At 69.2% G+C, this 5,154-nt stretch carries 5 protein-coding genes; 4 read left to right on the forward strand and 1 reads right to left on the reverse strand.

The window, feature by feature from the left end; all coding sequences use genetic code 11:
• The 4 genes from AC2VOR_RS06660 to AC2VOR_RS06675 form a co-directional block, all read left to right on the forward strand.
• Positions 1-1,464: SDR family oxidoreductase (locus AC2VOR_RS06660; protein WP_486963432.1), on the forward strand; the 1,464-nt coding region annotated here is incomplete at its 5' end.
• Positions 1,465-1,483: 19 nt separating this feature from the next.
• The gene (locus AC2VOR_RS06665) at positions 1,484-2,392 is read left to right on the forward strand and encodes a metal-dependent hydrolase (protein ID WP_486963433.1); all 909 of its coding nucleotides are present in this window, start codon (positions 1,484-1,486) and stop codon (positions 2,390-2,392) included.
• Positions 2,393-2,407: 15 nt separating this feature from the next.
• Positions 2,408-3,334, forward strand: a complete 927-nt coding sequence (locus AC2VOR_RS06670; protein WP_486963434.1) for an alpha/beta fold hydrolase — start codon at positions 2,408-2,410, stop codon at positions 3,332-3,334.
• A 5-nt stretch (positions 3,335-3,339) separates the two neighbouring features.
• On the forward strand, positions 3,340-4,407 hold the full coding sequence (locus AC2VOR_RS06675; protein WP_486963436.1) for a PDR/VanB family oxidoreductase: 1,068 nt from the start codon (positions 3,340-3,342) through the stop codon (positions 4,405-4,407).
• 236 nt (positions 4,408-4,643) lie between these two features.
• Here the strand turns inward: AC2VOR_RS06675 and AC2VOR_RS06680 are convergent.
• On the reverse strand, positions 4,644-5,154 hold a 511-nt coding region (locus AC2VOR_RS06680), incomplete at its 5' end, for an MCE family protein (protein WP_486963435.1).

Here is a 5,154-nt window from a genome sequence, read left to right on the forward strand (position 1 = left end):
TACGACCTCACCGGGCAGGAGGAGTGCTCCTTCGCCGACCTCGGCATCGACTCGCTGGCGTTGGCCGAGCTGCGCGGGGACCTGCAGGCCCTGCTCGAAGAGCACGGCGCCGGGGAGCTGGCAGCTGAGGTCAACACGCGACTGCTCCAACGGCTGACGGTGGCCGAATTCTTCGACCTGGTAAGGCAATTCGGCGACGCATCGGGGCAACCGCTGGATGCCCTGCGGCGGGCGCTGGCGCAGATCGCCGAGGATTACGAGGCCTACGAGACCGGCAAGATGCGCGCCGACGCGCAACTGCCGCTGCCGGCCCTCCCGCCGGCGCGATCGGGCGAGGTGACCGACATCCTGCTGACCGGCGCCACCGGCTTCCTCGGGCCGTTCCTGTTGTCCAGCTTGCTCGAACGCGGTTCCCAAACCATCCACGCGCTGATCCGCGCGACGGATCCCGAGCACGGCCTGGACCGCATCGTCGCCTCCCTGCACCGTGCCCGGCTGTGGTCTCCGGGGCTGGAGGCGGAGGTCAGGGCGCGGGTGCGGGTGGTCTGCGGAAACCTGTCCGAACCGCGCCTGGGGATCGGCGAGGCGGAATTCCGGTGGCTGGCGGAGAACATCCACGCCATCGTCCACAACGGTGCCCTGGTCAACTACGTCCGGACCTACGACGCCCTGCGGCCCGCCAACGTCTCCGGGACGTGGGAGTTGTTGCGCCTGGCCATGACCACGCACCGCAAGGCGTTCCACCTCGTGTCGAGCACCTTCATCTACGGCTGGAGCACCCTGCCGGTGGTCGGGGAATGGGACGCCAACGAGGAGATGAGCGGTCTGGACTTCGGCTACTCCCAGACAAAGTGGGTCGCCGAGCAGTTGGTGCTGTCCGCACAGCGGCAGGGCCTGGATGTACGCATCTACCGCCCCTCCCTCATCTCGCCGACCGGCGCGGGCTTCGGCAGCCAGGAGGACATCCTCGTGCGCCGCACGGCGTTCATGATCGAGCACTGCGTGGCCGTCAACGCCCTCAACCAGATCAGCCTGCTGCCGGCGGATCTGGTCGCCGAGCACATCGTGGAACTGATGGGCCTCCCCGCCGAGGCGGGCACCGTGTTCAACATGACCGCGGACGACTACTACAACCTCATGGACGTCACGCGGATCCTGTCCGAACGCCACGGGTATCGCTTCGACTATCACGACATCCCGTCGTTCGTTGAGGAGATGGACCGCAGGTGCGGGCAGCGCGACCCGCTGTACCCGCTGGTCGATTTCCTCATCCGCTCGTCCGGCAAGATCGCGGCGATGCGCGACAAGCGCTACGACAACGCCCGCTACCGGCAGGCGCGCGATCGGGCCGACTTCCGCCTGCGCGAACCCGCGCTGGCCGAAACGGTCGACAACCTCGTCCGGTTCCTGCGCGGCGAGGGCCTGATCGGGCAGGACGAGGCCGAGAAACGACGGATCGCCTGACGAATCCGGGGAGTTCACGATGTTCACTATCGATGACCGGGCGACGGGTCCACGCGAGGCGTCGCCCGATCACGAGCGGCTGGTCCTGCAGGCGCGCGACGTCGAATTCGACTGGGCGACATTGCCGTTCTACTACGTGCCCGGCGAGCCCTTCGCGACCCACTTCTGCAACGTCTTGCACCTGTTGCTGCCGGCCGGCGAGGAGTTCATCGTCGCGGCGTTCAAGGACGCGTTACCGCTGATCCGAGACGACCAACTGCGCCGCGACGTACAGGGATTCATCAGCCAGGAGGCGATGCATTCCCAGGCGCATTCGGGGGTGATGGAGCACTTCGCCGCCAAAGGCGTTGATGTGGAGCCATTCACGAACCAGATGGCGTGGCTGTTCCAGAAGCTGGTCGGCGACCGGCCGGGGTGGAGCCCGCGGCGCCGGCAGAGCTGGCTGGTCGAGCGCGTGTCGATGATCGCGGCCCTCGAGCACTACACCGCAATCCTGGGCGAATGGGTCCTCGACACCCCCCAACACGACGCCCTCGGCACCGACCCGGTGATGCTGGGCCTGCTGCGCTGGCACGGCGCGGAAGAAGTCGAACACAAGGCCGTCGCCTTCGACACCATGAAGCATCTGCGCGCCGGATATTGGCGACAGGTGCGCACCCAGCTGCTGGTGACGCCGACCCTGCTGTGGCTGTTCATCCGCGGCGTGCGGTTCATGTACTCGGTCGACCCGCGCCTGCCGCCGGGGACCAGGCCGCGCTGGCGCGATTACTTCGGCGCCTCGCGCCGTGCGCTGGTGCCCGGGCCCTTCCAATTCCTGCGGGTCATCCTCGCCTACTACAAGCCCAGCTTCCATCCGTCGCAGCTGGGCGGCGTCGGCCGCGCGGTCGACTACCTGGCCAGATCGCCCGCGGCCCGCGCGGCGCACTGACTTTCCGGAGGACCGATGACCCAGCTCACCGTGACTGCAGCGGACGGCGTACCGCTGGCGGTCCACGCCTACACCGAGATCGACACGCGACGCCCGACCATCCTGGCCATCCACGGCTATCCGGACAATCACCACGTGTGGGACGGGGTCGCCGAACACCTCGGTCGGCGTTACAACGTCGCGGCTTACGACGTGCGCGGGTCCGGGGAATCGGGGCGCCCGGCCGGCAGGTCGGGATACGTTCTACCGCAGCTTGTTTCGGATGTCGGCGCGGTGATCGACGGTCTCGGCGTCGGCGAGGTGCACCTGCTGGCCCACGACTGGGGCTCCATCCAGAGCTGGGCCGCCGTCACCGACGAGACGGTGACGGGCAAGGTCGCCTCCTTCACGTCGATCTCCGGGCCGCACCTGAGTTACGCGGGCAGGTTTCTGCGGTCGGCACGCACGCCCCGCGCGGTCGCCGACGTCGCCAAACAGGTTCTGGCGTCCATGTACATCTGTTTCTTCCTGTGCCCGGCGATACCGGAACTGGCGATCCGGACCCGCGCGACCGTGAAGGTTTTCGAGGCCGTCGAACGGATCGGTCGCCCGCGCACCGCGGTTCGGCGCGGCGCGCGGTACCGGTCGATCGGCGACTACCTCGACGGGCTCAACCTTTATCGGGCCAACATGCCCGGGCCGGTCCTGGCGCCACCGGCGCAGTTGCCGCAAACCAGCGTCCCCGTGCAGGTGCTGGTGGCGCGTCAGGACTACTTCGTGTCGCCGGCCCTGCAGCGGTTCACGGCCTCGATCCCGGCCGGGGGCCGCGTCGTTCCGATCGAGGGCGGCCACTGGGTGGTGACCTCACACCCCGACGTCGTCGCGCGCCTGACCGGCGAGTGGGTCGACCGGGTCGCCGCGCGCACCAACGGACATACGACCGGGATAGGACGTTCGTTGTGACACCGATGCTTTGGCACAGCAGGCCGGCGGACCTCTACGGCCGCCGCAGGCACGACCGCATGTACACCGCTCTCTGGGGCGCGAGCGTTCTCTTCGGTGGCTTCGCGTCGGCGTCGCGCTGGACACCGTCGCGTGTCGTGCCGGCGCAGCGGACCAACACCGCCGTGGTCACCCGGCGCGAGCAGCTCACATCCGACGTGGTCGCGCTGACGCTCGCCGACACCCAAGGTGGGTTGCTGCCGTCCTGGACCCCGGGCGCGCACATCGACGTCCGGTTGCCGTCGGGCCGCCGGCGCCAGTACTCGTTGTGTGGGCCGCCCGGGCGGCGCACCGACTACCGCATCGCCGTGCGTCGGATCGCCGACGGCGGCGGCGGTTCGATCGAGATGCACGACGCCCACGGCGTCGGCGACACCCTGGTCTTCGAGGGCCCCCGCAACGCGTTCCATCTCGTCACCGACGAGCGTGATGTGCTGTTCGTGATCGGCGGCATCGGCGTGACACCCATCCTGCCCATGATCCGGGCGGCGCAGCAGCGTGGCATCGACTGGCGCGCCGTCTACGCCGGACGCAGCCGGGACCACATGCCGCTGCTGGACGAGGTGATGGCGGTGGCCCCGGAGCGCGTCACCGTGTGGGCCGACGACGAGCGCGCCCGAATTCCCACGGCAGCCGACCTGCTCGCCGGGGCCGGGCCCACGACGGCGGTCTACGTGTGCGGGCCCATCCCGCTGCTGGAATCGGTGCGCGCCGCACGCGACGAACACGCCGACGCGCCGCTGCACTACGAACGGTTCAGTCCCCCAACGGTTGTCGACGGCGCCCCGTTCGAGCTCGAACTCGCGCGCTCACGTCGGGTGCTGGCCGTGCCGGCGAACCGTTCGGCGCTGGGCGTCATGCTCGACGGTGACCCGGGCGCCGCATACTCCTGTCGGCAGGGGTTCTGCGGGACCTGCAAGGTCAAAGTGCTGGCCGGGGAGGTCGACCGCCGGGGCCGCGCCGCGGAGGGCGATGACGAGATGCTGGTCTGCGTGTCGCGGGCCAAAGGCGATCGCGTGGTGATCGACGCCTGAGCGCGGGTCAGTCCGCGAGGGTCGCCCATCTGTCGGGCGTCTGATATAGCGCGACGCCGTTGTAGCGCGGCCGATTGCCAGGACCCCCGCACCAGTCGCCGCAGTGCCGTCGAGCACGGTGTCGTGGGCTGATGCGCACGTTCGTCGGACAGCTGGGCAACGCTTCCTCCGCGCCGACACGCCCGAGTCCATTTGCGCGGCCGCACGCGGGCCGTCTGGGTGTCGACGGATCGCACTCACGGGTTGATCGTGTTGTCGCCGACCTGACGGCCCCAGACGTACTCGATCGCGTACGGGGAACCGGTGTCGAGGTGGTTGTACGGCGCGATGCTGTTGCCGGTGTCCATGACCAGCTCGGGCGCCGGCCACAGGTCACGCGTGATCTTCTGCCAGCAGCCCGGCGCGCCGCCCGGGCCGCCGCGGGCGTTCACCCGCGGCAGGTTCTCCGGATAGATGTAGGGGTTGGGGGCGCCGCCGACCACACCGGCGATCCCGCCCAGCCCCATCGTCAGCACGGCCGTGGTGGCCAGGGACAGCGGGTTGGCCACCAGGCCCAGGCCCGACAGCGCCTCGGTGTTCATGTTCAGGGAGTAGCCGTTGAAACCGCCCTCGGACGCCCCGGTGACCGGCACGATGTCGTGATAGTTCTTCAGGGTGCAGTAGATCTCCGGGCTGTAGGTGTCCAGGAGTTGGGCGGTGGGCACCAGATCATTGGCCCCGCGCGCCAGATACGGCCCACCCTTGTCG

This window comes from Mycobacterium sp. TH-M103 (assembly GCF_057473785.1).

What these genes read in the sequence shown, in the direction of transcription:
- AC2VOR_RS06665 (WP_486963433.1), top strand. Translation starts at nt 1,484, where the DNA reads ATGTTCACTATCGATGACCGGGCGACGGGTCCACGCGAGGCGTCGCCC.
- AC2VOR_RS06670 (WP_486963434.1), top strand. Translation starts at nt 2,408, where the DNA reads ATGACCCAGCTCACCGTGACTGCAGCGGACGGCGTACCGCTGGCGGTC.
- AC2VOR_RS06675 (WP_486963436.1), top strand. Translation starts at nt 3,340, where the DNA reads ATGCTTTGGCACAGCAGGCCGGCGGACCTCTACGGCCGCCGCAGGCAC.